The 23,669-nt window shown below is 67.5% G+C and carries 23 protein-coding genes and 1 pseudogene; 10 read left to right on the top strand and 14 right to left on the bottom strand.

Translation table 11 applies throughout. The features are described from left to right. Window positions 1-114: 114 nt before the first annotated feature. The 3 genes and pseudogenes from NP4_RS14950 to NP4_RS14940 all read right to left on the bottom strand — a co-directional run bounded on the left by NP4_RS14950 (window position 115) and on the right by NP4_RS14940 (window position 3,907). A complete protein-coding gene (locus tag NP4_RS14950; protein WP_082875875.1) occupies window positions 115-801 on the bottom strand; it encodes a LutC/YkgG family protein in 687 nt (228 codons plus the stop codon). 35 nt (window positions 802-836) lie between these two features. Next, window positions 837-1,994, bottom strand: a pseudogene (locus tag NP4_RS14945) (transcription termination factor Rho, short form); the annotation flags it as partial. A gap of 287 nt (window positions 1,995-2,281) precedes the next feature. After that, window positions 2,282-3,907 carry a GMC family oxidoreductase gene (locus NP4_RS14940; RefSeq protein WP_067998066.1) on the bottom strand — a complete coding sequence of 542 codons (1,626 nt, stop codon included), beginning with the start codon at window positions 3,905-3,907 and terminating at the stop codon, window positions 2,282-2,284. Window positions 3,908-4,105: 198 nt separating this feature from the next. Here NP4_RS14940 and NP4_RS14935 point away from each other — a divergent pair, with 198 nt between their 5' ends. Next, window positions 4,106-4,591 (top strand): glutathione peroxidase, encoded by a 486-nt coding sequence (locus tag NP4_RS14935; RefSeq protein ID WP_067998064.1) that lies wholly within the window; start codon window positions 4,106-4,108, stop codon window positions 4,589-4,591. On the opposite strand, the gene cyp51 is transcribed toward NP4_RS14935, so the two are convergent. After that, entirely contained in the window at window positions 4,592-5,944 is a 1,353-nt protein-coding gene (gene cyp51, locus NP4_RS14930) for a lanosterol 14-alpha demethylase (RefSeq protein WP_067998060.1), read from the bottom strand. It abuts the gene before it with no gap. Window positions 5,945-6,033: 89 nt separating this feature from the next. After that, window positions 6,034-6,597 (bottom strand): TetR/AcrR family transcriptional regulator, encoded by a 564-nt coding sequence (locus NP4_RS14925; RefSeq protein WP_067998182.1) that lies wholly within the window; start codon window positions 6,595-6,597, stop codon window positions 6,034-6,036. Window positions 6,598-6,685: 88 nt separating this feature from the next. On the opposite strand from NP4_RS14925, the gene NP4_RS14920 reads away from it, so the two are divergent. Beyond that, on the top strand, window positions 6,686-7,357 hold the full coding sequence (locus NP4_RS14920; RefSeq protein ID WP_245997852.1) for a class I SAM-dependent methyltransferase: 672 nt from the start codon (window positions 6,686-6,688) through the stop codon (window positions 7,355-7,357). Here the strand turns inward: NP4_RS14920 and NP4_RS14915 are convergent. From NP4_RS14915 to NP4_RS14875, 9 genes are read right to left on the bottom strand one after another with little or no spacing between them, the layout of a single operon-like run. Next, window positions 7,347-8,411 carry a glucosidase family protein gene (locus NP4_RS14915; protein ID WP_067998058.1) on the bottom strand — a complete coding sequence of 355 codons (1,065 nt, stop codon included), beginning with the start codon at window positions 8,409-8,411 and terminating at the stop codon, window positions 7,347-7,349. The two genes, NP4_RS14920 and NP4_RS14915, sit on opposite strands and share 11 nt — an antisense overlap. After that, the gene (locus NP4_RS14910; protein ID WP_067998052.1) at window positions 8,398-9,129 is read right to left on the bottom strand and encodes a class I SAM-dependent methyltransferase; all 732 of its coding nucleotides are present in this window, start codon (window positions 9,127-9,129) and stop codon (window positions 8,398-8,400) included. The genes NP4_RS14915 and NP4_RS14910 overlap by 14 nt, the downstream gene beginning before the upstream one ends. Further along, window positions 9,123-10,370, bottom strand: coding sequence for a glycosyltransferase family 4 protein (locus NP4_RS14905; RefSeq protein ID WP_067998050.1), 1,248 nt, complete (start codon window positions 10,368-10,370; stop codon window positions 9,123-9,125). The genes NP4_RS14910 and NP4_RS14905 overlap by 7 nt, the downstream gene beginning before the upstream one ends. A gap of 9 nt (window positions 10,371-10,379) precedes the next feature. Next, window positions 10,380-11,237 carry an LLM class F420-dependent oxidoreductase gene (locus NP4_RS14900; protein WP_067998048.1) on the bottom strand — a complete coding sequence of 286 codons (858 nt, stop codon included), beginning with the start codon at window positions 11,235-11,237 and terminating at the stop codon, window positions 10,380-10,382. A 15-nt stretch (window positions 11,238-11,252) separates the two neighbouring features. Then, window positions 11,253-12,728: an FAD-dependent oxidoreductase gene (locus NP4_RS14895; RefSeq protein ID WP_067998045.1), complete on the bottom strand. Its 1,476-nt coding sequence runs from the start codon at window positions 12,726-12,728 to the stop codon at window positions 11,253-11,255. Next, the gene (locus NP4_RS14890) at window positions 12,725-13,096 is read right to left on the bottom strand and encodes a carboxymuconolactone decarboxylase family protein (protein ID WP_067998040.1); all 372 of its coding nucleotides are present in this window, start codon (window positions 13,094-13,096) and stop codon (window positions 12,725-12,727) included. Before NP4_RS14890 ends, NP4_RS14895 begins: the two co-directional genes overlap by 4 nt. Next, a complete protein-coding gene (locus tag NP4_RS14885) occupies window positions 13,093-13,959 on the bottom strand; it encodes an NAD(P)-dependent oxidoreductase (RefSeq protein WP_067998037.1) in 867 nt (288 codons plus the stop codon). Before NP4_RS14885 ends, NP4_RS14890 begins: the two co-directional genes overlap by 4 nt. Then, window positions 13,956-14,705: an SDR family oxidoreductase gene (locus NP4_RS14880; RefSeq protein WP_067998034.1), complete on the bottom strand. Its 750-nt coding sequence runs from the start codon at window positions 14,703-14,705 to the stop codon at window positions 13,956-13,958. Before NP4_RS14880 ends, NP4_RS14885 begins: the two co-directional genes overlap by 4 nt. A gap of 10 nt (window positions 14,706-14,715) precedes the next feature. Beyond that, entirely contained in the window at window positions 14,716-16,182 is a 1,467-nt protein-coding gene (locus NP4_RS14875) for an aldehyde dehydrogenase (RefSeq protein WP_067998031.1), read from the bottom strand. Between the two features lie 160 nt (window positions 16,183-16,342). Between NP4_RS14875 and NP4_RS14870 the strand changes: the two genes are divergently transcribed. The 8 genes from NP4_RS14870 to NP4_RS14835 all read left to right on the top strand — a co-directional run bounded on the left by NP4_RS14870 (window position 16,343) and on the right by NP4_RS14835 (window position 23,491). Beyond that, window positions 16,343-17,572, top strand: coding sequence for a cytochrome P450 (locus tag NP4_RS14870; protein WP_067998028.1), 1,230 nt, complete (start codon window positions 16,343-16,345; stop codon window positions 17,570-17,572). Continuing rightward, a complete protein-coding gene (locus NP4_RS14865; RefSeq protein WP_067998026.1) occupies window positions 17,572-18,351 on the top strand; it encodes an SDR family oxidoreductase in 780 nt (259 codons plus the stop codon). The genes NP4_RS14870 and NP4_RS14865 overlap by 1 nt, the downstream gene beginning before the upstream one ends. A gap of 2 nt (window positions 18,352-18,353) precedes the next feature. Then, the gene (locus NP4_RS14860; protein WP_067998023.1) at window positions 18,354-18,551 is read left to right on the top strand and encodes a ferredoxin; all 198 of its coding nucleotides are present in this window, start codon (window positions 18,354-18,356) and stop codon (window positions 18,549-18,551) included. 23 nt (window positions 18,552-18,574) lie between these two features. Continuing rightward, complete coding sequence (locus NP4_RS14855; RefSeq protein WP_067998179.1) at window positions 18,575-19,093, top strand: Cif family virulence factor; 519 nt, start codon at window positions 18,575-18,577, stop codon at window positions 19,091-19,093. Further along, a complete protein-coding gene (locus tag NP4_RS14850; RefSeq protein WP_174556133.1) occupies window positions 19,093-20,337 on the top strand; it encodes a hypothetical protein in 1,245 nt (414 codons plus the stop codon). The genes NP4_RS14855 and NP4_RS14850 overlap by 1 nt, the downstream gene beginning before the upstream one ends. A gap of 16 nt (window positions 20,338-20,353) precedes the next feature. Further along, a complete protein-coding gene (locus NP4_RS14845; protein ID WP_067998018.1) occupies window positions 20,354-21,958 on the top strand; it encodes an acyl-CoA synthetase in 1,605 nt (534 codons plus the stop codon). 91 nt (window positions 21,959-22,049) lie between these two features. Then, window positions 22,050-22,727 carry an acetoacetate decarboxylase family protein gene (locus tag NP4_RS14840; RefSeq protein ID WP_373863837.1) on the top strand — a complete coding sequence of 226 codons (678 nt, stop codon included), beginning with the start codon at window positions 22,050-22,052 and terminating at the stop codon, window positions 22,725-22,727. Further along, complete coding sequence (locus NP4_RS14835) at window positions 22,724-23,491, top strand: SDR family NAD(P)-dependent oxidoreductase (RefSeq protein ID WP_067998015.1); 768 nt, start codon at window positions 22,724-22,726, stop codon at window positions 23,489-23,491. The genes NP4_RS14840 and NP4_RS14835 overlap by 4 nt, the downstream gene beginning before the upstream one ends. Window positions 23,492-23,669 lie beyond the last annotated feature (178 nt).

Here is a 23,669-nt window from a genome sequence, read left to right as displayed (position 1 = left end):
ACGTGGCAACGGGCGATGGATCGGACGCGCCCGCCACCCCTCGTAGACGGGCATCGTCCGGATAGGAACAGGATGCCCGTTCGGACTTGCCGAGGGCTTAAGGAGCGCTTGCAGTCATTCGACGATGACGACAACGAGATGCCGCGGGCCCTGGCCGGCGGGCACCGGGACGAGTTCGTCGTCGGGTGCGGCGGCCGGTCCGCGGAACCAGGTGATGGGTCGCCGGGAGTCGAGCTTGTCCAGGACGTCGGGCAGGGCCGGTTCGATCTGCGCGGCGCGGACCACGCAGATATGGCAGCCGGGGGCCAGCATCGACGCCCGGCCCTGACCCGGACCGCCGTCCAGCACCACGGTCGCCGGTTCGACGACCGCGCCCGCGCAGCCGGTCACCACGGCATCGGGCGTCTCGGCGGCGGCCAGGAGATGGTCGGACACGATGCGATGTCCGTCGGATTCGGCCCAGGCGCTGAGCCATTCCGATCGCAGGCCCTCGGGCACGGCGACCGAGCCGACGTCGTGGGTGGTCAGCGCCTCGGTGACGGCGTCGGGGATCGTCTCCTCCGAGACCCGGACAACCTGGGCGCCGTCGTTCTTGATCCGCTCGGCGAACATCTCGACCAGTTCGGCGCGCTCGGCCGGGTCCAGTTCGGTGGCGGCTCGGCGATGCCGGCCGATCGTGACGGTGCGCTCGTCGTCGGGAAGGGCCTTGAGGGCATCGCGTACCCGCCTCAGCATCTCCTCGCGCCCCACGAAAACCTCCAGATCGAGCCTGATCGGCACGGTCCATTCGGTGCCGACCACCGAACCAGAGTAACGGGAGGAACCGGACGGGCGGGTCAGCGGCCCGCGGTGCGGATATTGCGCAGGAATTCGGCGTTGGTCTGGGTGCCGCGCAATCCGGTCAGCAATAGTTCGACGGCCTGGCGCGGTTCGCGCCCGGCCAGTGTGCGGCGCATGGATTCGACGGCGGCCAGTTCCGCGGGGTCCAGCAGCAACTCGTCGCGCCGGGTGCTGGAACGGTTGATGTCCACGGCCGGGAAGATGCGGCTGTCGGCGATCTGGCGATCGAGTTTGAGTTCGGCGTTGCCGGTGCCCTTGTACTCCTCGAAGATCACCGAATCGGCGACAGAACCGGTTTCGACCAGGACGGTGGCGACGATGGTGAGCGATCCGCCGCCCTCGATATTGCGGGCCGCGCCGAGGAACTTCTTCGGCGGGGCCAGCGCGGCGGCGTCCACGCCGCCGGACAGAATGCGACCCGAGGCCGGGGCGGCCAGGTTGTAGGCGCGGGCCAGGCGGGTCAGCGAATCGAGCAATACCACCACGTCGCGGCCCATTTCGACCAGGCGCTTGGCATGTTCGATGGCCAGTTCGGCGACCGCGACGTGTTCGCGCGGCGGGCGGTCGAAGGTGGCGGCGGCGATATCGGCCGGGACGGCGCGGGCGAGGTCGGTGACCTCCTCGGGGCGTTCGCCGACCAGGACCAGCATGAGCTGACATTCCGGGTGGTTCTTGGCGATGCCGTGCGCGATCGACTGCAGCACAGAGGTTTTGCCCGCCTTGGGCGGTGCGACGATCAGCGCGCGTTGACCCTTGCCTAGCGGCATCGCCAGATCGGTGATGCGCGTGGTCATTTCGTGCTGTTCGGTTTCCAATCGCAGTCGATCGTTCGGATAGATCGGGACGAGATCGGCGAAATGCGGTCGCTTACGGGCCTGTTCGGGCGGCAGGCCGTTGACGGTGTCGATCCGGACCAGCGGGGCGAACTTCACGCCCTCCCGTTTGGCTCCGGCCGCGCCGGTCACGGCATCGCCTGGGCGCAGGCCGTATTCGCGCACCAGGCGCGGCGGCACATGCGCGTCGCGCGGTCCGGGCAGATAGCCGTCGGTCCGCAGCGTCGCGTGGTTGTCGGAGATCTCGAGTATGCCGGTGACGGCCGTCTCCGCACCGGCCTTGCCTTGAATTGTCTTGTCTTGCATGATGTTTCCCCCTCCGGGAAAAGTTGTGGGTACGGCGAACGGCCGTGACCGCGGCATACGCGCCGCGAATGGGGATCCGGTCGAACCGGCAACGCACTGCTGCTACCCGAACACCGGGATGAAGACCTCGTGGGCGGGACCTGGTCCACCTGCGTCCACAAGTCGAAGAACGCTGCCAACGTTAGCGTCATACCCGTCAACATGCAATCCCCCGCATTTGTTCCCGGCGAAGGGCGTGCCGGGAACAAATGCGGGGGAAATAAGAGGGGGCGTGCCGGGACGTCCTCCCATCGGGGGCGGGACTACCCGGTCGTGATCAGCTCGGCCGCCTTCTCGCCGATCATGTAGCAGGGCGCGTTGGTATTGCCGCCGGTGATGCTCGGCATGATCGAGGCGTCGGCTACGCGGAGGTTTTCGATGCCGCGGACGCGGAGTTGCGGGTCGACGACGGCTCGTTCGTCGACGCCCATGCGGCACGTGCCGACCGGGTGGTATACCGAGTGGACGCGGTTGGGCAGTTCGCGGCGCAGGGCGGTTTCGTCGCGCAGGGCGGGACCGGGGGTGAATTCCTCGGTGACGTCGCCCGCGACCGAGGAGTGCGACATGATCTCGCGGATCATGCGGATGCCCTCGACGAGGAATTCGGTATCGGCCGGATCGGACAGGTAGCCCGGATCGATCAGCGGGGAATCGTACGGATCGGCCGAGGCCAAGCGCAGTTCACCGCGGCTCTTGGGATAGATGAGCGTCGGGAAGATGGTGAAACCGGCCCGTCGGTCCACGAGATGCAGTTTGTCCTCGTCCTGGTTGGGCACCGGATAGTTCCACGGCAGGGTGTGGATCTGCATATCCGGAATATCCTGCGCGAACGAGGTTTTCACGAAGCCGACGGCCTCGAAGACGGTGCGCCCGAACCACGAGCTGCCCGGCCGAGCCAGCTCGCGTACGAGCCCGGCCGCGAAATGCGAAGGGATACCGCGATGTACGGCCTTCTTCGACAGGAAGGTCATCGGCACGAACAGGTGGTCGTGCAGGTTCTGCCCCACCGGCAGATCGGTCTGGACATCGATCCCGAGCTCGCGCAGCTGACTCGCCGGACCCACACCCGACAGCATCAGCAACTGCGCCGAACCGATCACACCGGCCGACACCACGACCTCCTTGGCCGCGCGGATGATTCGCCGCCCGGACTTCTCGATCACCTCGACCCCGGTCGCGCGCCCGTTGTCGATCACCACCCGCGCGGCGTGCGCGCCGGTCAGCACCTTCAGCCCGGAATCGGGCCGATTGGTAATGAAACCGCGAGACGAGCTGTAGCGCAGACCGTCCCGCACGCTCTGCTGGAAAATGCTGATGCCCTCCTGGGATTCGCCGTTGTAGTCGGCGATCTTGGGCACCCCCAGACTTGCCGCGGCGGCCTCCATGAACTCCTGGGCGATCGGCGTGAGCTCGCGCTGGCGGGTGACCTCGATCGGTCCGCCGGCGCCGCGCAAGTCGCTGGCCCCGCCCTCCCAGTTCTCCAGTCGCTTGTAGGCGGGCAGGATGTCCTCATAGCCCCAGCCCGTGCAGCCCTCGGCGGCCCAGGAGTCGAAATTGGCCCGGTTGCCGCGCACGAAAAGCATGCCGTTGACCGAGGACGAGCCGCCGAGCACCTTGCCGCGGGTCATCGGAATCAGCCGATTGTTGGCATGTTTCTGCGGTGTGGAGAACTGCTTCCAGGTCACGCGCTTCTTCAGCTGCGGGACCGTATGCACCATCGTGATCATGCCGGGCACGGTCACCAGTCGAGTGTCGTCCTTGCGCCCCGCCTCGATCAGAATGACGCTCGCGCCGTGTTCGACGAGCCGTCCCGCGACGGTGGCACCGGCGCTGCCCGCGCCCACGACGATGTAATCGGCCTCGCTGGTGTCCGCGATGCGGTCGGTCATATTCGCTTACCTCATCTTCGAAGTGGTCCCGGACACACTGTAGAACAAGTTCTAATCTGGGTGAAGATGTGAACGCCGCTTCTTGTTCGACATGGCGCTCCGAGCTGCGAGACCATCAGTAGAACCCGTTACAGTTCGGTCGTAGTTCGTCGTTTCGCACAACCGATCCGACGCGCCGGGTCGTCCTATGATCGGCCCGTGAGCATTCGCGACATTCCCGTACGGACCCTCTCCGACGAATCGACCACCCTCGGCGATCTGGCCGGGGACAAGGCGGTGCTGGTGGTCAACGTGGCCTCCAAGTGCGGCCTGACCCCGCAGTACACCGGCCTGGTGGAACTGCAGCGGACCTACGGACCGCGCGGCTTCAGCGTGGTCGGCGTGCCCTGCAATCAGTTCATGGGCCAGGAACCCGGCACGGCCGAGGAGATCCAGCAGTTCTGCTCGACCACCTATGGCGTGGACTTTCCGCTGCTGGAGAAGGTCGAGGTGAACGGCGACGGCCGTCACCCGCTGTACCAGGAGCTGGTGCAGACCGCCGACGCCGAGGGCGAGGCGGGCGATATCCAGTGGAACTTCGAGAAGTTCCTCGTCGACCGGGACGGCAAGGTGGTCGGCCGATTCCGCCCGCGCACCGAACCGAGCGATCCGGCCGTGGTGTCGGCCATCGAATCGGTGCTGTAGTCACCGAGATCTCTTGCGATAGCGGACCGCGCACGGCTGCCGCAGCTGCACCACCATCTTGGAGTGGTCGTTGCGGTAGCTGTCCGCGGGCTGGGCCATCTCGAATTCCCAGTCCCGCAACAGAATCGAGAAGATGGCTTTGAGCTGCATGAGCGCGAAGGCCGCGCCGACGCAGCGATGGCGGCCCGCGCCGAACGGGATCCAGGTCCAGCGATTGAGCAGATCCTGCTGATTCGGATCCAGATAGCGCGTGGGGTCGAACCGATCCGGATCCGGGAAGTCGGCGGCTATGCGATTGGATACCGCGGGAGTGGCCGCCACGAGATCGCCCGAGTCGATGCGATTTCCGCACACCTCGTAATCGCCGCGGGCCACCCGCATCAGGATGATCAGCGGCGGATGCAGTCGCAACGCCTCCTTGATCACCGCCTCCAGTCGCGGAATCTGCCGCAGCGCATGGAAACTCACGTCCTGCCCGTCGGCGTAGAGCTCCTCCAGCTCGGCGGCCACGCCCGCGAGCGTCTCGGGGTGGCGCAGTAATTCGATGACCGTCCACGCCGCGGTGCCCGAGGTGGTGTGGTGTCCGGCGAACATCATCGAGATGAAGATGCCGGTGATCTCGCTCGCCGAGAAACGCGGGACGCCGCGCTCGTCGCGGATGGACACCAGGACGTCGAGCATGTCCCGATCCGCCTTGCCCGCAGGAGGATTCGCGATGCGCCGATCCATGATCTCCTGCACCAGCCGCACCAGCTCCGCGCGGGCCTCGTCGCGGCGGCGGAAGCTCTCGATCGGCGCGTAGGGGTCGACGTAACACAGTGCGTCGGTACCGCGTTCGAGTTCGTGGTACAGCCGCGCGAAGCGCTCGTCGAGTTCCTCGCGGAATTTCACACCGATCAGACAGGCCGAGGAGGTGTAGATGGTCAGTTCGGCGAAGAACTCCAGCAGATCGATCTCACCCGCGTCGCCCCAGCGGTCGAGCATCCGATCCACCTCGCGCGCAATGGTTTCCGCGTGCCCCCGCATACGATCGCCGCGCAGCGCCTGATTGTGCAGCATCTCCTTGCGCCGCTCGGGGCTGGCATCGAACACCACGCCCTCACCGAAGATCGGTTTCATGAACGGATAGGCCGCGCTCTGATCCAACTCCTCGTCGGTGGCGCGGAAGAAGAATTCGTTGGCCTCGGCCCCGGTCAGCAGGATCACGTCGCGGTCGGCGAGCCGGAACGCGCCGACATCACCGCATTCGGCGCGGACCCGGCGCATGAGGGCAATGGGATCGGTGCGGAACTCCTGCAGGTGACCGAGTTCTGCCTCGCCGCCGGAGACCTGTCGCGGCCTGACCAGTGCCATCGGAAATCCTTCCGCAGTACCGTGTCCGAGCTAGCTGGACACATGTCTGGACGGTACTACCGAAATAAGTTCGAAGCAAGGGAGAAGAATCAATCCCGCAAAACTTGTAACGCCGACTTTTCGAGGCGATCCGCGATTTCGGCATAGGACGCATAGCCGACGCCCGCGCGTACCAGCGCGCCCGCGTAGAGCAATTCCAGTGTTTCCACGATCTCGAGATCGGCATCGGGCCCGAGCGCCTCGATCAAACGGCGGCGAATCTCCGCGCCGATGCGGGTGCGCAGATGGGCGACATCGGGATCGGTGCCCAGTAGTGCGCTGGTCACCGCCCCGGCGAGGGCCGATTCGTCGGCGACCAGCATGGCGATCTGACGCAGTACGGCCAGCACTCGCACGGTCGGATCGGCGGATTCGGTCGCGGGCGGGGTGGTCGCGGCCAGCCGTCGCCAGAAGACCTCGGCGACCAGGTGTTCCTTCGAAGAGAAATAGGTGTAGGCGGTGGCCGTGCCGACGCCCGCCGCCGCGGCGACCATGCGCACGGTCAATCCCGCGAAACCCTCGCGCGCCAGCACCTCCAGCGCGGCCCGGGTGAGGCGGTCGACGGTGTCGGCCTGCTTCTCGGTGAGGCGGCGACGCGTGGCCTCCAAATTCACCGCCGCGGGTTCGCTGGAAATGGGATCGGACACGTGTCTGGATGCTACTATCTCATGGCCTCGAAGGCAATGGGAAAGGTTATTGATTGTGACTCGCGCCGATTCGATCATTTCCGAGGATACGGCCAGATTGTTCGGGATCGCCGAGCGCGCTACCGGCTTCATGCCGCCGGACGAGGGACGAGCGCTGTACGAGGCGGCGCTGCGCTACGGCGGCCGGGGAACAATTCTGGAAATCGGTACCTATTGTGGAAAGTCGGCGATCTATCTGGGCGCGGCCGCGCGGCAGTCCGGGGCCACGGTCTACACCGTCGACCATCACCGCGGTTCCGAGGAACATCAACCGGGGTGGGAGTATCACGACACCACCCTGGTCGACCCCGAAACCGGGGTGTTCGACACCGTGGCCGCCTTCCGTCGCTCGATCGTCCGAGCCGGGCTCACCGATACCGTCGTCGGAATCGTCGGGGCCTCTACTCAATTCGCCCGCGTCTGGCGCACTCCGATCCAGCTGCTGTTCATCGACGGCGGCCACACCGAGGAGGCGGCCCAGCGCGATTACGACAACTGGGCGCACTGGGTGGCCGCCGGGGGAGCGCTGGCGATTCACGATGTTTTCCCCGATCCTCGCGACGGCGGGCGCGCGCCCTACAACATCTATCGGAAGGCGCTGGACAGCAACAACTTCCGCGAGGTGTCGGTCGTTGGTTCGCTGCGCGTACTGGAACGCCCGGCTGGATGCGGCGGCGTCACGCCGTAACGCAGTCGCACAGCAGGTCGGTGGCGATGACGGCCGTCGCGGCCTGATCCCGGAAGATCCCGTTACCGCCGGAGGTCCGTGACAGCGCGTCGGCGGCGAGGATCATGGCCGCGCCGGTCCAGGTGGTGCGCTCCTCGGGCCAGCGTTTACCGTCGGCGAAAACCAGTCCGGTCCAATAGGAGCCGTCGTCCTCGCGCAGATGCTGCATGGCCGCCAGCAGCCGCCGCGCCCGCCCGGAATCACCCGCGGCGTCCAGCGTCAGCGCCAGTTCGCAGGTCTCCGCCCCGGTCACCCACGGCCGGTCGTCGACGCAGCGGATACCGATCTCGCCGACCACGAAATCGCGCCAGCGGGAGGCTATTCGGCGTTCGGCGTCGCGGCCGCGATACGCCCCGCACAGCACCGGGTAGTACCAGTCCATGGAGTAGCGGTCCTTGGCCGCGAACGCCTCGGGATGATGACGGACGGCATGTCCCAGGCGCAGCGCGGCGACCTCCCATTCCGGTTGCGGCTCACCGAGCCACTCCGCGAGCGCCAGCGCGCACCGAATGCTGTGGAACATACTCGAACATCCGGTGAGCAGGGCCTCTGGTAGCACGCCGGAAGCGGTTCGCAACCAGTGGATTTCACCGCCTCGCCCCTGTAGCGACACCACATAGTCGATCGCGGCCCGCACGCTCGGCCACAGCTCGGCCGCGAACGACCGATCCCCGGTACAGCACACGTAATGCCAGACTCCGGTCGCGAGGTAGGCGCAGAAATTTGTATCCGCGTCGGTGTTCTCGACGGCGCCGGCGCGAAACTGCAGGGGCCAGGATCCGTCCGCGCGCTGGGTGCGGGCCGACCACTCATAGGCCGCTCGCGCCTCGGTCAGCAAACCGGTGGCGGTGAGCGCCATCGCCGATTCCACATGATCCCAGGGATCGGTGTGCCCGCCGATGAACCACGGAATCGCGCCGTCGGATTCCTGTGCGGCCGCGATGGATTCCGCCGTGCGCAGACACTGTTTGCCGGTGACGATGCCCGGAAGGGACGGCAGGTCAGATCGCCGCACCGCGCACCGCCGGTTTGGTGAAATACAGCGCGACGCTCTTGCCGATGACGGGATTGAGCGCCGATTCGGCGAGCCGGGTGATCCGCGGGGCCGACATCATGTCCCACACCAGCATCCGGTGGTAACCGCGCACCGCGACATGTTCGGAATCGTCCACGCCCACCAGGCATTTCAACCACCAGTACGGCGAATGCAGGGCGTGGGCGTGCGCGCTGTGCACGAAACGCAGCCTTCGCGCGGTGATCTTGGCGCGCAATTCGTCGGCGCGGTAGATGCGCACATGCCCGCCCTCGTTGGCGTGATACGCGTCCGACAGCGCCCAGCAGATCCGCTCGGGCAGCCAGCGCGGCACCGTGACCACCAGGGCCCCACCGGGTTTGAGTACCCGGACCAGTTCGGCGATGGCTCGCTCGTCGTCGGGTATGTGCTCGAGGATCTCCGAGGCGATGACCACGTCGAATTCCCCGGCGTCGAACGGCAGGGCCAGCGCATCGCCCTGGACCGTCTCGGCCCGGGCGTGCCCGGGAGCCTCGCCGGTTTCGGCCATCGCGCCGAACATGACCTTCACATCGGCCAGATCGGCGGCGTTCTGATCGAAGGCGACGATATCCGCGCCGCGCCGATAGGCCTCGAAACTGTGGCGGCCCTGTCCGCAGCCCACATCGATGACGCGGGTACCGGGCCGGATGCCCAGCCGGTCGAAATCGACGGTCAGCATGCGTTCGCCTCCTCGTTGTGTCGTCCCGAAGTGCGGGCGGCGGCCCGCTCGTAGACCGAAACCGTCTGCGCCGCAACGGCGGGCCAGCTGTAGACCGCGACCGCGCGATCGCGACCGGCCGCGCCGAGCGCGTGCCGTCGCCGCGGCGCGTCCAGCAGACCGCCGATGGCCGCGGTCAATTCGCCGATATCGCCGGGTTCGACCAGTTCGGCGCAGTCGCCGACCACCTCCGGCAGCGCCCCGGCCCGGCTCGCGACCAGCGGCGTACCGCTGGCCAGCGCCTCCACGGCCGGTAGCGAAAAGCCCTCGTACATCGAGGGAATACAGGCCAGGTCCGCCGAGGCCAGCAGTTCGGCCAGCTCGAGATCCGCCAGCCCGCCCGCGACGGTGACGATATCGGACAGGCCGAGTTCGGCGATCAGCTTCTCCGTCGGCCCGTTCGGCTCCAACCGCGCGACCAGCCGCAACTCGACCTCGTGCGTGGTGCGCAGCCGCGCCAGGGCCCGCAGCAGATGTCCGATGCCCTTGAGTGGTTTGTCGGCACTGGCCACGGCCACGATGCGGCCGGGCACGCGTCCTCCGCGCGGCCGGAACAATTCGGTGTCCACACCCAGCGGCACCACGCGCAGCTGTTCGGCGGCCACGCCGAAATCGGCGGCGATATCGGCGGCCGAGGAGGAGGACACGGTGATCAGATCGGGGATGCGCCGCGCCACCTTGCGCTGCATGCCCAGAAATCCGTACCAGCGGTGCACGAACGGTTTACGACGCCACGGCGCGGCCGCCAGATCGAGCGCGCGGTCGCGAGTGATCGGATGATGGATCGTCGCGACCAGCGGCAGTCGCGCCGCGATATCGAGCAGACCGTAGCCGAGGCACTGATTGTCGTGCACCACATCGAATTCGGCGGTGCGGGAACGCAACAGCCGCGCGGCGCGCAGGCTGAAGGTGCGCGGTTCGGGGAATCCGGCCGTCCACATGGTGCCGAGCTCGAGCAGATCGATCCGGTCGCGGATCTCGCTCGGGCGCGGTGTGCGGAACGGATCGTCGTCGCGGTACAGGTCCAGACTCGGCACCTCGGTCAGCCGCACGCGAGGGTCGAGCAGCTCCGGATACGGTTGGCCGGACAGCACTTCCACCTCGTGACCGAGTTCGACCAATCCGCGACTGAGGTGACGGACGTAGACCCCCTGTCCGCCACAGTGGGTTTTGCTGCGGTAGGACAGCAGGGCGATGCGCACGTCGCGATCTCACTCTCCGCCGGTCAGGCCCAGTTTGGCCGCGAGCCGGTCCAGATAGGCCAGCACCTCGGGCTCGGACTTGTCCGGCAGGCCGTAGAGCGCGTCGGTGACACCGGCGGCCTCCCATTCGGCCAGTCGCGCGGCATCGGGTTTACCGTCCAGCGCGACCACCCGCGGTGCGCCGGTACGACCCTCGGCACGCCAGATCTCGGCGAGCAGTCCGAGGCGCTTCAACAACAGATCGTTCTCGTAGGGCGTGGTGATCCAGCCGTCGGTATGCCGGGCGATCCAGCGGAAACCCTGTTCGGTTCCGGCGGTTCCGATGAGCACGGGCACCTCGGCCTGCACCGGTTTCGGCCACGCCCAGCTCGGTCCGAAGTTCACGAACTGACCGGCGTAGCTGGCCTCCTCCAGGGTCCACAGCGCGCGCATGGCCTCGAGGTATTCGCGCAGCGCGGTGCGCCGCTTGCCGCCCGGGATGCCGTGATCGGCGAGTTCGTCGGTGTTCCAACCGAATCCGGCCCCGATGGTGACCCGGCCGCCCGACAGATGGTCCAGGGTGGCGATCGTCTTGGCGAGGGTGATCGGATCGTGTTCGGTGGGAAGGGCTACCGCCGTAGCCAATTCGATGCGTTCGGTCACTGCCGCGGCGGTCGAGAGCGCCACCCACGGATCGAGGGTGCGCATATAGCGGTCGTCGGGCAGGCTGGCATCACCGGTCACCGGATGGGCCGCTTCCCGTTTCACCGGGATGTGGGTGTGCTCGGGCACGTAGAACGAGGCGAAGCCGCGCTCCTCGGCGGCCCGGGCGGCCGCGGCGGGGGTGATGCCGCGGTCGCTGGTGAACAGGACGATGCCGAATCGCATGGGCCCGTATTCCCTTCAATCCTGTCGGGCCGCGGCGACACCCGCGCGGCGTCCGTAGAAACTGCCGTCACCGAGGGACGCGCCGCTGGCGTAACCGCCGGCGCAGATGCCGGAGGTGCAGCGGCCCGCGGCGTAGAGGCCGGGAATCGGCTCGCCGGATACGTGCAGCACTCGCGAATCGAGATCGGTCTTCAGGCCGCCGAGGGTGAAACCGCCGGTGTGGTTGCACAGATCGAACGCGGCCAGCGGGGTGCCGATCGGCTTGACCCATTCCGGCTTCTTGCCCAGCAGCGGGTCCACGCCCTCGGCCGCATGCCGGTTGTAGAGCTCGACCGTGCTCACCAATGTGCCCGCTGGCAAACCGATTTCGTCCTCCACCTCGGCGACGGTCTCGCCGACCGAGGCGGGCGGTTGCTGGCGGAAGAAGTGCACGGTGCTGGTGGTGGCGTTGGCGGCCTCGAGGGCCTGCTCATCGATGATGAGATACGCCTTGTTGTCCTGATCGTTGAGCGTGGCCTGTCCGATCCGGCCGCCGTAGGTGTCCTCGGGGATGTAGCGCTGCCCGAGACCGTTGACCAGGATGCCGCGCGCGACCATCTGCGGATCGGCGAAGAACGCGACCTCGGCGGCGTCCATATGCGCCAGCTGCGCGCCCAGGGCCTGCGCGACCCGGATCCCGATGCCGTCGTGCTCCTCGATCGAGGCCACCGGGCGGTTGATCAGACGCGGGGCGTAGGTCTCGACCATCTGCTGGTTGTAGGCGAAGCTGCCGGTGGCCAGCACGACGCCGCGGCGGGCGCGGATATGCACCGGTTTGCCGTAGCGCTTCGCGGCGACGCCGACGACGCGATCGGTGTCGTCGACGATCAGGCGTTGGATGCGAATGTCGTATTCGGCTCGCACACCGAGGGATTCGGCGGTATCGGTGAGCGGCTTCATCAGCATGTAGCCGCCGCCCTTCTCACCGGTGACCTTGTTCTGCATCTGCGGCAGATGTCCGCGCGGGGCCGGGGTGGCGATGGTGTTGAGCGGTGCGGAGTTCTCGCCGCCGGAATACATCAGGCCCTGATCGGCGGGCGGCTCCCAGCCCGGCTCGCCCCAGAACTCCTCCTTGAACGGCACGCCCTGGGCCACCAGCCAGTGATAGTGCTCGACACTGCCCTGGCAGTAGTCGTGGATCTTGGCCCGATCCGCGCCCGGGCCGAGCGCGGCGAGCAGGAACTTCTCCATATTCTCGGGGGTGTCCTCGAAGCCGAGCGCCTTCTGCAGCGGGGTGCCGCCGCCGAGATAGATGAATCCGCCCGACATCGCGGCCGCGCCGCCCCACCCGCCGGTGCGCTCGAGGACCAGTACCTCGGCGCCGGCGCGGGCCGCCTCGATGGCCGCCGCGGCGCCCGCGACGCCGTATCCGGCGATCACCACGTCGGCCTCGAAATCCCAGCCGGTGACGGCGTCCGCCCGAAGCGGACGCACCGTGGTGGTTTCGGTCATGATCCGTTGCTCCTCTTCTTGGCCTGTGCCACAACCTTTCCCACCACGCCGTCGAATTTCGTGCCGGCGGGCCAGCCGATGTAGTGGCACAGGAACAGCGCGATCTCGCGCAGTTGGTCCTCGGTCAGTTCCTCGTTGTGCAGGGCCGCGCCGATCTGGATCTCGGCGATGTCGAACAATCCCTGCGCGGACAACGCGCCGAGCAGCAGCAGGCGGCGGTCGCGAATGGACAGGCCGGGCCGCGACCAGATGTCGGCGAACAGGTGGTCGGCGGTGACGGCGAAATGCTCGCCCGGACCGTCGCTGAACTCCCAGCCGTAGACCTCGCTCATCTTGGCCAGGCCGCGCCGTCTGCGTTCGGTGGTCATGGTCGCTCCTTCGCGATCGCGCCCGCCCCGACACCGAGGCCCGCGCCGAGTCCGCCGAGAGCCATTCGGGCCAGAGGCAATTCGAGTCCGAGCCGCTCGCCGAGCGCGAGGGCCAGCGACAGATCCTTCTCACCGAGATCGCGGACATGGGACAGGATCGGCAGCCAGAAATCGCCGGACTCGATCGGTGCGGTGGTGTCGCGCAGCATGATCGCGCCCGGGCCGCCGGTGATCGCGTCGGAATGGCGAACCACCTTGCCCAGCACGGTGATATCCAGTCCGGAGGCCTCGGCCAGGCGCTGCGCCTCGGCGGCCGCGGTGAAGCTGACGAAATGCAATAGATTGCGGGCCAGCTTCATTCGAGTACCATCGCCGACCGTACCGGCATGCACGATGAGATCGGCGAAGTGCCCGAACGGTTCGCGCACCCGCTCGAAGGCTGTCGCGCTGCCGCCGACCATCACCGCCAGTGCGCCGCGCTGTGCGGCGGGCGCGCCGCCGCTGATCGGGGCATCGACGAATTCCACGCCCGCCGAGGCGCATTCGGCGGCCACCGCCACGGCCGTCTCGTCGCTGATGGTCGAATGCACCGCGACGACCGTACCCGGCTTCGCCGCCGACAGGATCTCCCCGACCACCGCCCGCACCTGCGCGTCGTCGACGACGGCCACGGAGACGACGCTCGCGCGCTCGGCGACCCGGGCGGCCGAATCCACCGATTCGGCCCCGGCCGCGACGAACGGACCGAGCACCTCCGGTCGGGTATCACACACCACCAGCCCGCCGGGCCAGGTGAGCAATCGCTCGGCCATGGGCGCGCCCATACTGCCCAGTCCGATGAATCCGACTGTCCCGGCACTCATGAGCGGAAGATCTGTCCGCCGTCGACATTGAGAATATGCCCGGTCACCCAACTCGCCTCGTCGGAGAGCAGATACAGGCACGCGCCGACCAGATCGCCGGGAGTTCCCATGCGTTTCAAAGGAAGTCGTGCGACCATATCCTCGACGATGCCGCCGGGAGTGACGGTTTTGGTGGCCTCGGTATCGATCGGCCCGGGGGCGATGGCGTTGACGCGGATGCCCGAACCGCCGAGTTCGTGGGCCAACTGCTGGGTGAGGCCGTTGATTCCGGCCTTGGCCAGGCCGTAGAACCCCGAGTACAGCCAGGCCGCGGTGGAGGACTGATTGACGATCGAGCCGCCGCCCTTGGTCATGGTCGGCCAGACCGCGCGGGTCATATTGAGCGCGCCGTCGAGATTGACGCTCATGAACTTCTTGTAGTAGTCCCACGGCACGGTCAGCAGCAGATCGAGTTTCATCTCGCCGTAGATGGCGGCGTTGTTGACCAGATGATCGATCCCGCCGAATTGCTCGACGGTGAATTCGACCAGGGCCGTGGCGGATTCGGGGTCGGCCACGTCGACCCGATGGAAGGCGGCGGTTCCGCCGTCCGCGGCGATCTGTTTCGCGACCTGTTCGCCCTTGTCCGAATTCAGGTCGGCGACTACGACTTTCGCCCCCTCGGCCGCCAACGCCCGGGCATAGGCCGCGCCGATCCCCTGGGCGGCGCCGGTGACGATCGCCGATCGTCCGGTGAAGCGTGCCATGGCGGAACTCCTATTCGGCCGTCGCGATCAGCTTGGTTTCGGTGTATTCCTCGAATCCGGCCACGCCGAGCTCGCGCCCGACCCCGGACTGCTTGTAGCCGCCGAACGGCGCGTCGGCCGCGTACCAGATGCCGCCGTTGACGCTGAGCGTGCCGGTGCGCACCCCGCGCGCCACCCGCCGGATGCGCTCGGGATCGGTACCCCACACCGCGCCGGACAGACCGTAGGGCGAATCATTGGCCAGCCGCACGGCCTCGGCGTCGCCGTCGTAGGGGATCACCACCAGCACCGGGCCGAAGATCTCCTCGCGGGCCACGGTCGAGGTGTTGGGCAGATCGGCGATCAGCGTCGGCTCGACATAGAAGCCGCCCGCACGCCGCGGCCGACCGCCGCCGACGACGATCCGGCCGCCCTCGGCGCGCGCGATATCGAGATAGCGCTCGATCCGCGCGCGCTGACGCTCGGAAATGACCGGGCCGCAGATGGTTCCGGATTTGTTCGGATCGCCGGGCACGATGCCCGCCATGGTCCCCGCGGCGGCGGTGACGGCCTGTTCGTAGGCGGCGTGCGGAACCAGCAGCCGGGTCGTGAGCGCGCAGCCCTGCCCGGCGTGGACGCAGACCGAGAACGCGGCGTAGCGGGCCGCGGCGACGATATCGGCATCGTCGAGCACGATGAACGCCGACTTGCCGCCGAGTTCGAGGAAAACCTTCTTCAAAGATGCCGCGGCCCCGGCCATTACGTTGCGCCCGGTGGCGGTGGATCCGGTGAACGAGATCATGTCCACCCGCGGATCGGTCACCAGTTGGCTGCCCAACCCGTGATCGTCGGAGGTCACGATATTCACCACGCCCGCCGGAATATCGGTCTCCTCGGCGATGACCTTGCCCACCAGGGCCGCGCACCACGGGGTGTCGGGCGCGGGTTTGAGCACGACCGTATTGCCCGCGGCCAGGGCGGGGCCGAGTTTGGCGAAGTTGATCTGATGCGGGAAGTTCCACGGGGTGATGGCCCCGACCACGCCGATCGGCTCCCGGCGCAGGATGCGGCCGGATTTGATGCCCATGGGCGTCGCGGTGCCGAGATCGGTTTCCCAGCGGTAGGTTTCGGCCAGATCGGCGAAGTAGCCGAGATCGCCGATCGGCGCCTCCAGCTGAGGTCCGCTGGTGAGCATGCGGGGCGCGCCCGCCTCGGCGATGGTGATCTCGCGCAGCTCCTCGAGGTGCCCGCGCAGCGCGTCGCGCAACTGCCGCAGGCAATTCGCGCGGACGGTCGGTTCGGCGGCCCATCCGGTCTCGTCGAAGGCGGTGCGCGCGGCGGCGACGGCCGCGTCCATATCCGCGGCATCGGCATTGGCGGCCGAGCCGAGCGCCTCGCCGGTCGCCGGATTCATCGTGGTGAAGACGCCCGCGCCGCCCGGCGTCAGTTTCCCGCCGATCAACAGCGGTGAGCCCGCGGTCGTGACGAGCCTGCTCATCGGTAGCTCCCATGCTGTCCGGACACGTGTACGGACTATATGTAGAGCCCGGGTAAAGGCGCAATAACTTGTTTCAATTTTTGCCTTGAATCCTCGTTCTTTCGGGGATTTTGCCCGAAGGGCTATCGGGGCTGGGGCGGTGGTGGTACCGTCCAGACACATGTCCAGCTCGGTGTCTTCCGGAACGGAATCCGGCAGGCTGAACTCGTTCTCATTCGACCCGTACGATTACGGCTTCCACGACGACCCGTATCCCGTCTACGAGCGGCTGCGCGCCGAGGCTCCGCTGTACCACAATCCGGAGCTGGGATTCTGGGCGCTGTCGCGGCATACCGATGTGACGGCCGGGTTCCGAGACAGTGCCCGGCTGTCCAGTGCGAACGGGGTTTCGCTGGATCCCGCAGCCTGGGGGCCGCGCGCGCACCGAACCATGTCCTTCCTGGCCATGGACGATCCGCGGCATCTGCGGTTGCGGCAGTTGGTGTTTCGGGGGTTCACGCCGCGACGGGTCACCGAGATGTCCGATCGCATAGCGGCATCGACCCGCCAGTATCTGGAACCCGCACTGGCCCAGGGGAGATTCGATTGGATCGAGGAGCTGGCCGGGCGGCTGCCGATGGATGTCATCTCCGAGCTGATGGGCGTGCCCGAGGCGGACCGGGCCGAGATCAGGCGGTTGGCCGATCTGGTCGTACACCGCGAGGACGGCGTCCTCGATGTGCCGGTCGCCGCGATGGACGCCTCGCTGCGACTGATCGGCTACTACGCGGATATGATCGCCCAGCGCCGTCGCGCTCGCACCGCCGATCTCACCTCCGCGCTGCTGGACGCGGAATCCGACGGCGACCGGCTGTCCGACGACGAGATCCTCGGCTTCCTGTTCCTCATGGTGATCGCGGGCAATGAGACCACCACGAAACTGCTTGGCAATGCCCTGTATTGGGCCGCGATCAATCCCGCGCAGTACGCGAAGGCGGCCGCCGACCCCGATCTGATCGCCGACTGGGTCGAGGAGACGCTGCGCTACGACACCTCGACCCAGATCCTGGCCCGCACCGCCGCGGTGGACATCGAGCTGCACGGCGGCACGATTCCGGCGGGGGACAAGGTGCTGCTGCTGGTCGGCTCGGCCAATCGCGACGAGGCGGTATTCGCCCGACCGCAGATCTACGACATCGAGCGCACCGACAAGGGCGGACTGGTGAGTTTCGGTCGCGGTGTGCACTTCTGCCTGGGCGCGCATCTGGCCCGGCTGGAGGCGTCGATCGCCCTGCGGGAGTTCACCTCTCGCGTGCGGTCCTATGAGGTCGACACCGACGGTATCGAGCGCGTGCACTCCACCAATGTGCGCGGCTTCGCCCGGCTGCCCATTGCGGTGGAGGTGCGTTGATGTCGAAATTCCCCGCGCATCCCGATCGCAGGCCCGCTCTGATCGCCGGGGCGTCCTCCGGTATCGGCGCGGCCACGGCACAGGCGCTCGCGGCGGCCGGACATCCCGTGGCGCTGGGCGCGCGCCGGGTGGGGATCTGCGAGTCGCTGGCGGAGAAGATCCGGGCCGACGGGGGCGAGGCATTCGCGGGGCGGCTGGATGTGGGCGACAGCGCGTCGGTCGAGGAATTCGTGACCGCCGCCGAATCCGCGCTCGGGCCGCTGGAAATCGTCGTATCCGGTGCGGGCGACCTGGAATTCGGCACGGTCTGGGAGATGGATCCGGGCCGATTCCTGAACCAGATCGACGTGCATCTGCTGGGTGCGCAGCGGCTCGCGCACCGGATCCTGCCGTCGATGATCGAGCGCCGCCGCGGTGATTTCGTGGTGATCGGCTCGGACTGCGCCGACCGCCCGCGGCCCGGTACGGGCGCCTACAACGCCGCCAAGATCGGCGTGGAAGCTCTGGCCCGGCAGTTGCGAATGGAGTTGGAGGGCACCGGCGTTCGCGCCTCGGTGGTACGCCCCGGGCAGACGCTGACCGGAATGGGTATGACCGCCACGCCGGAGGTGATCGGTCCGCTGCTCGACAACTGGGCGCGCTGGGGCTTCGCCCGGCATCCGCATTTCCTGCGCGCCGACGATATCGCCGCCGCGGTGCTCGCGGTGGTGTCGACGCCGCGCGGTGCGCATCTGGTGCTGGTCGAGGTGCAGCCCGAAGCGCCACTGGAAGGGGAATGACAATGCGTGTAGTCGTGGACGAGCAACTGTGTCAGGGACATGCCGTCTGTCAGGACGAGGCACCGGCACTGTTCGAGGTGCCCAGACACGGGACGGTGCGAATTCTGCGCGCCGAACCCGGCGACGATCTGGACGCGGCGCGGGCCGCGATCCGCTACTGCCCCACCCAGGCCCTGTCTCTCGTGGAGGATCAGTCGTGACCGATCGCGACGAACTCGACGAGATGGTGCGGCGCTGGGTCGAGGCGAACAAAACCTGTGAGGCCCAGGGCGATTGGCGTCCGCTGGCCGCGATGTACACCGAGGACGCCACCTACGGCTGGAACTACGGTCCGGCCCAGGAGTTCATGGCCGTGGGGCGCGCGGAGATTCGCGAACTTGCCCTCGGACAGGAGATGTCCGGACTCGAGGGCTGGACCTATCCGTATCAGGAATTCGTCGTCGACGATCGCGCCGGCAGCGTGATCGGCTTCTGGAAACAGATCGGTTCCGCGACCCGCCCCGACGGCCGCCCCTACAGTCCGGCGGGTATCGGCGGCAGCTGGTTCCGCTATGGCGGCGACCTCCAATGGTCCTGGCAGCGCGACTTTTTCGACTTCGGCAATGTATCGGCGCTGTTCGCGGAGATGATCGCCGCCGACGCACTCACCCCGGGTATGCGCAAACGCATCGAGCGGTCCATATCCGGCGAACCGCTGCCGGGCTGGTACCGCCTCGGTGAATCACCCGTTCCGATGTGGTGATCGTCGTGTCCAGTCGCTTCGCCGAGCTGACCCGGGCCGAGCTGGCGGTGCTCGTTCCGGAACTGCTGCTGTGCGGACATCTCATCGATCGCTCCGGAATGGCGCAGTCGATCGCGGCCTTCGGGCGCGAGGGTATGACCGCGATCGCCATCGAGGAGTGGCAGCTGGCCAGCCCGGTGTACACCCGGCGCATGCGCGCGGCCCTGAACATTCCCGGTGACGGCGTGGCGACCATCTTCAAAGGCTTGCAGCTCGATATCGGAGCGCCGCCGCAGTTCATGGATTTCCGCTTCCGCGTGGACGATCACGATCATGGCGAATTCCGGCTCGACCACTGTGGCGCACTGGCCGATGTGGAGCCGATGGGGGAGGACTTCGTGGTGGCGATGTGCCACACCATCGAGGATCCGACCTTCGACGCGACCGCGCTGGCCACCAATCCGCATGCCCGGGTGCGTCCTGTCCATCGCCCGCCCCGCCGCCCCGCCGATCGCACACCCGTCTGCGCGTGGACCGTGGTCATCGATCCCGCACACACGCCGCCGCAACCACCCGAACATGCCGCGCGTATCGCCGAAACCCATGCCGCGCGAATCGAACTCGATCCGATCGATCCGGCGGATGCGGGGCTGTCCGACTATGCCGGGCCGCTGCTGAGCGATCTGTGCTTCGCGGATTTCTCGAAATCTGCGCTCGTGCGCCTCGCCGACGAGGTATGCCTGCAACAGCATCTGCTCACCCTCGGCTTCCTGATCGCTCTCGGCGCGCGGACCGACGCCGGCCGGGCGACCGCGATCGCCCGCAAGCAGTTCATCGGCATCGCGGGGCTGACCGCGCAGCGGGTGCGCGCCGCGTTGCGACTCGGCGACGGGCCGCGGGATCTGGCCCGGGTGCTGCGGTTGCATCCGGCGTGGAATCCCCTGTCGTACAGCGCGATCGATGTCGCGGTGAAGGGGGACGCCGTGGTGTTGCGACTGCCTCGCGACTGTCCCGGGGTGGCCGACGGCGGCTGGCCCGCGCTGATCGATGCCGAGCATCCGGAACCGCTGAACGCCATCGTGCAGGGCGTCGATCCGCACCGTTATGCGCGGGTGCGGGCGGTGGACGAGGGCGGGATCGTCTTCGAAATCCTCAGGGCCCCTGCACCTTTCCCGCAGGCGTCCGAGGTCATCATCACCCGCCTCAGCACCGGCGCGGATTTCGCCTTCGGCGTTCGCCGATCGCTGCCGCTGACCGTCGTGTAGATCCCAGGAGCCGACCATGTCGAACAATTTCGCCGACCTGTTCGAGCACGCCGTCGATGCCATGCCCGAGCGGCTCGCCATTGTCGAGGGCGAGCGAAGGATGACCTTCCGGCAGTTGGATACTCGGGCCGACGCGCTGGCCGGGCATCTGGCCGCGGCCGGATTCGGCGCGGGCTCGCATATCGGTTTTCAGATGCACAACGGCATAGAGACCATGGAAACGCTGATCGCCTGCTTCAAGCTGCGGGCGGTGCCGATCAATGTGAACTATCGCTACGGCGTCGAGGAGTTGCGCTACGTCTACGACAATGCCGATCTCACGGCGGTGATCCATCACCGACGCTACGGTCCCGCGGTGGATCGGGTTCGCGCGGCGGTGCCGTCGGTGCGGTACGCGATGGTGGTCGAGGACGGGACCGATGAACGGTGCGACGGTTCCGTGCCGTATGAGACCGCTGTCGAAAGTGGCTGTGCGCAAAGGTATTCGGGCCAGCGTAGTGCCGACGATCTTTTCATGATGTACACCGGCGGCACCACCGGCCTGCCCAAGGGCGTCATGTGGCGGCAGGAGGATATGTGGCGGGTGCTCGGGGGCGGGATCGACTTCTACACCGGTGAGCCGGTGGCCGATGAGTATCAGCAGTCCCGCATCGGCGCGCAGACCCCGCCGAGTCGCTGGTTCGTCCTGCCGCCGCTCATCCACGCCGCCGCCATGATGCCGACCTTCACCGCGCTCTGGTCGGGCCAAACCGTGCTGTTCGAGCCGAAATTCGAGCCTGCCCGGATCTGGCGGGCCGTGGCGCGGGAGAGGGCGAATATTCTGGTCATCACCGGCGACGCCATGGCCCGGCCGCTGCTGGACGCGTACCGGGAGCGCCCGGCGGACGCGTCGTCGCTGGTGGCCATCGGCTCCGGTGCGGCGCTGCTGTCCCAGTCGGTGAAGAACGAACTGCTGGAACTGTTTCCGGGAGTCGTCCTCACCGATTCGATCGGATCCTCCGAAACCGGTTTCGGCGGCATCGGATTCGCGTCCAAGGATGACGATGTCACGCGGGGGCCGCGGGTCGCGACCGGGCGCGGCGCGGTGGTCGTGGACGACGACGGCCGTCCCGTGGGGCCCGGCGAGCAGGGCTGGATCGCCAAGACCGGATCGGTGCCGCTGGGATACTACAAGGATCAGGCCCGGTCCGATCGGCTGTTTCGTACCGTCGACGGGGTTCGGATGGTGGTGACCGATGATCGGGCGCGGGTGGAGCCGGACGGATCGGTCACGCTGCTGGGCCGAGGCGATATGGTCGTCAATACCGGTGGGGAGAAGGTTTTCACCGAAGAGGTCGAGGCCGTGGTCAAGGCGTACGCGGGGGTGTACGACGCGATCGTGATCGGCGTGGCGCACGAGCGCTGGGGGCAGCAGGTCGCGGCGATCGTCTCCGGAAACGATTCGGGTTCGGTGGATTTCGCCGATCTGGAACGGCATGTGCGCGCGCATCTGGCCGGATACAAACTGCCGCGGCGGATCTGGGTGGCCGAACGGGTCGGGCGGACGCCCAGCGGTAAACCCGACTATCGCTGGGCGCGGGCCTATGTCGCGGACCGCGAGCCCGACCATCGAGTGAGCTGAGCTGGGCGGACGGGGTTCCCGGTGAACGGGACCCGTCCAGAAAATCGTAGGTGAAGAAACGAGAACGTGTTCTACTTGGGAGGTGTCGGCGGTGCATGCTGTGCTCGGGGAAAAGGTTCGGATGCCGGTGGAGATCCGGCGTGCGGATGCCTGTTCGGCGATGTTCGCCGTCGACGCGGCGGCGGCGCGACGGCTGCTGGCGGACAGGGGGTTGGAGCCGGTGCAATTGGCCGGCCGCGCCATATGCTCGATGGCGTTCGTCCGCTATGTCGACGGTGATCTCGGCCCATACCACGAGTTCGCCTTCGCGCTGCTGGCCCGACGTCCCGGCCACGGGGTCGGTGCGTACATCCATTGGCTGCCGGTGAATCAGAGTTTCACCTGTGCGGCCGGTCGGCAGATCTGGGGATTTCCCAAGGAGCTGGCCGATATTCGGATCACCCGGGCGGGCCTCGGGCATCGATGCGAGGTGCGGCTCGAGGATCGGCTGGTGGTTGCCCTGCGGGTCGGGGCCGGCATACCGCTGCCATCCGGACTCGGCGGCGCGTCCGTCGACGCCTATACGAGTCTCGAGGGCGTCCTGCGCCGCACACCCTGGGTGATGAACCCCGGGGCCGTGCGCGGCCGCCCGGGCGGGGCCCGGATCCAACTCGGCGACCATCCGGTGGCCGACGAGATGCGTGCGCTCGGCCTGCCGGGTCGTGCGCTGTTCAGTACTCGAATCGGCCTGCTGCGCATGAGATTCGAGGACGCTCAGGAGGTTTCATGACCAAGACAGCACTGGTGACCGGCGCGGCCAGCGGTATGGGTCGCATCGCCGCGCAGCGGCTGGCCGCCGCGGGCTACCGCGTCGCCGCGGTGGATCTGAACGAGACCGGCTTGGCCGAAACCGCCAGGCGCTCACCGAATATGCGGACCTATGCCTGCGACGTCTCCGATACCGCCGCGGTGCGGGCGGTCGTGGAGAAGGTACGCGGCGAGCTGGGGCCGATCGAGCACCTGGTGCATTCCGCTGGTTACGCGCGCGTGGGATCGGCTCTGTCGCAAGATGTTTCGGAGATGCAGCGGCTGATCAACACCAATTACATCGGTACGGTCAATCTGTGCCAGGCCGTCATACCGGCCATGCGCGATGCCGGATCCGGCACGGTGGTGCTGTTCGCCTCGATGGCGGGCTGGTTCGCCTCGCCCGGCCTGGCCGCCTATGCCGCATCGAAATTCGCGGTGGTCGGCTATGTCGATTCGCTGGCCCAGGAACTCCTCGGCTCCAATGTGCGACTGCTGTGCGTCTGCCCGCCGCATGTGGAAACCCACTTCCTCGACGATATCCGCGCCTCGGATCCGCGCGTGCTGGCCGGGCGCAGCGGCATGTCGCCGGAGAAGGTCATCGATACCGTCGAGAAAACCCTCGCCAAGCGCAAGGTGCCGGTCTACGTCTTCCCCGGCGACGCACACGCCATGGTCCTGGCCCGCCGCTTCGCCCCCAACCTCTTCCGCCGCCTCATCGCCCGCATGGTCAAACCCGAGTTGTGAGGCGATCCCTGTCGTTCCGGCGAAAAGCGTGCCGGAACGACAGGGAAAGGAATGTTGGCCGCCGAGAATGGAATTGTTGGCCGCCGGAAATGGGATGTGGGCCGCCGGGAGCGGGACGGTGGGCCGCCGGGAACAGGACAGTGGGCCGCCGGGAGCGGGACTGCCAGCCGACGGGAGC

Source organism: Nocardia pseudobrasiliensis NBRC 108224 (genome assembly GCF_001613105.1).
Classification (GTDB): domain Bacteria; phylum Actinomycetota; class Actinomycetes; order Mycobacteriales; family Mycobacteriaceae; genus Nocardia; species Nocardia pseudobrasiliensis.
The sequence above is the reverse complement of the archived record's forward strand: the minus strand, read 5'-3'. Positions and strand labels throughout refer to the sequence as shown.